3 protein-coding genes are annotated in these 2,586 nt (G+C 65.7%); all 3 read right to left on the reverse strand.

Annotation, left to right across the window (positions count from 1 at the left end; genetic code table 11):
* A partial coding sequence (locus EOA86_RS30140; protein WP_128344965.1) for an aldehyde dehydrogenase family protein occupies positions 1–619 on the reverse strand: 619 nt, incomplete at its 3' end.
* Between the two features lie 25 nt (positions 620–644).
* A complete protein-coding gene (locus EOA86_RS30145) occupies positions 645–1,421 on the reverse strand; it encodes an enoyl-CoA hydratase/isomerase family protein (RefSeq protein ID WP_128344966.1) in 777 nt (258 codons plus the stop codon).
* Positions 1,414–2,586 (reverse strand): malonate decarboxylase subunit alpha (locus tag EOA86_RS30150; RefSeq protein ID WP_128344968.1); only part of this gene is annotated, 1,173 nt, incomplete at its 5' end. The genes EOA86_RS30145 and EOA86_RS30150, both read right to left, overlap by 8 nt.

Below are 2,586 nucleotides of genomic sequence, written 5' to 3' on the forward strand. Positions count from 1 at the left end.
GGATGTCGCCGAGCACGAAGGTCGAGGCCGAGGTCATCTCGCTCGGCTTCACCACCGTCGTGCAGCCGGCGGCGAGCGCGAACGGCAATTTCTGGCTGACGATGAGGAACGGAAAATTCCACGGCGCGATGATCGAGACGACGCCGATCGGTTCGCGCAGCACGACGCCCAGCATGGCGTCGCCGAGATTGGCATAGCTTTCGCCATGGAGCGTGCGGGCAAGCGCTGCGGCATAGCGCCAGATGTCGACGGCGCCGCCGATCTCGCCGCGCGCCTGGGCGATCGGCTTGCCGGATTCCAGCGCGTCGAGCCGGGCAATCTCCTCGAGCCGCGCCTCGATCAGGTCCGCCGCCTTGAGCAGGATCGCGGCGCGCTCTGCTGCCTTCATGCGCGCCCACGGGCCGGTCTCAAAAGCCTTGTGCGCGGCGGTCACCGCCGCCTCGACTTCGGCCGCGCCGGCTTGTGCATAGCGCGAAACGGTGAAGCCGTGGCCGGGGCTGTTGCGCTCCAGTGTGCGGCCGTCGCGGGCATCGACGAACTTGCCGTCGATCAGCAGCCGGTAGGTCTTCGGTGCTGCGGATGCCTCGGCGGGCATGGCGATGGTGAGGGGCAAGTTCATGTGATTTCCAGGTTCCGCATGCTTTTTAGGATCTTGAAAACGCTGGTTTCTGCTTGGTCTTGAAAGCGTCGATGCCGGCCTTGAGGTCGCCGGTCAGCGCGATGAAGCCGCTGGCCAGCGCCTCTGTCGCGGCAGCACTTTCCTCGCCCTCGGCGACCGCGATCATCAGCTTGGCGGCCTCGGTTGCCAGCGGGCCGCGCTCGGCGATCTTGCCTGCCCAGGCCTTGGCCTCGGTGAACGCCTTGCCTGTGTCGACCACCCGGTCGACGATGCCCAGTGTTAGTGCTTCGGCCGCCATGAAAACTTCGCCGCCGATTGCCATGCGCCGCACCGTCTGCGCACCGAAACGGTGTACCGCGCGCTGCGTGCCGGACCAGCCGGGCACTACGCCGACTGAGGTTTCCGGAAAACCTAATTTCACCTGCGCCTCGGCGACGCGGAAGTCGCAGGCGACCGCCAATTCCAGCCCGCCGCCCAGCGCATGGCCGGACAGAACGGCGATGGTCGGCTGCCGCAGCCGCGCCAGCCGGTCGAAGACGCGGTGGCCGTAGCGCACCCATTGCACCTGGAAATCGGCGGCACTCATTTGCGACCACGCTTCGACATCGCCACCCGAACAAAAGCCCTTGCCTTCGCCGCACAGCAGCACGACGCGGACACCGTCCGCGGCCTCGGCCGCGTCGAGCGCGGCCTCAAGCGCGCGCAGCATCGGGATGTCGAGCGCATTGAATTTCTCCGGCCGGCGCAGCGTGACGATGCCGAGGTCGCCGTCGGTTTCAAAGGTGACGAGACGCTCAGCCATGAGCGCCTCCAAGGGAGGCGCCGCCATTGAGCGACAGTCCGATCGGCCGGTCACGATAGAGCGCGTCCGGCGTGACTTTCAGGTCGTTGGCGACACCGAGCGGGATCTCGGCCTGCGCCAGCACGTCGCGCTGAAGGTCGATGCCGGGTGCCAGCTCAGTCACCATCAGCCCATCCGGCGTCAGCTTCATGACGCAGCGTTCGGTGACATAGGTGATGTCCTGCCCTTGCGCGACGGCGCGCTTGCCCGAGAAGGAGATATGCTCAACCTCGCCGACCACCTTCTTGACCTTGCCTTCCCCGTCGATGCGGATGCCGCCATCGGCCAGCGACAGCTTGGCCCCAGCAGTGAAGAAACCGGAAAACACGATCTTCTTCGCCCGCGCGGTGATATCGACGAAGCCGCCGGCGCCGGCGGTGACGTGCGGCCTCGCTGAAAGCTTCGACACGTTGACCGAGCCGTGGCGGTCGATCTGCATGAAGGACAACAGCGACGCGTCGAAACCGCCGGCCTGGAAGTAGATGAACTGGTGTGGCGAAGGCATGAAGGCGTCGGCGTTCGACGAGCAGCCGAACTTGAAGTCGAGCAGCGGCACGCCACCGACCGCGCCCTGTTCGATCACCCAGGTGACCTTGCCGTGCTGGCCTTCCTCGAGAAGGATGCGCGGCACATTGGCCGAGATGCCGAAGCCGATGTTGACCGCCATGCCGTCGGCAAGCTCCATGGCGACGCGACGGGCAATGACCTTCTGGACATTCATTTCGGCGTTGCGGAAGCTTGACAGCGGTCGGAAGATCTCGCCCGAGATGGCCGGGTCGTAGGGTGTCAGTGTCGTCTGCAACTGATCGGCCGCGATCACGATGTGGTCGACCAGCACACCGGGCACGCGCACGTCATGCGGTTTCAGCGTGCCGTTCTCGACGACGCGCTTGACCTGCGCGATGACAATGCCGCCGTTGTTACGGGCAGCGAGCGCCTGTTCCAGCCCGCCGAGATAGGCGCCCTCATGCTCATAGGTGAGGTTGCCGCGCTCATCGGCCGTCGTCGCCCGGATGATCGACACATCAGGTACGATCGAGCGGAAATAGAGCCATTCCTCGCCGTCGAACTGCTGCACCGAAACGATCGGCTCGCTCGCGGCCGCATTCATGGCGCAGCCCTGGTG

It is taken from the genome of Mesorhizobium sp. M5C.F.Ca.IN.020.32.2.1, assembly GCF_004023105.1.
Lineage (GTDB): Bacteria > Pseudomonadota > Alphaproteobacteria > Rhizobiales > Rhizobiaceae > Mesorhizobium > Mesorhizobium wenxiniae.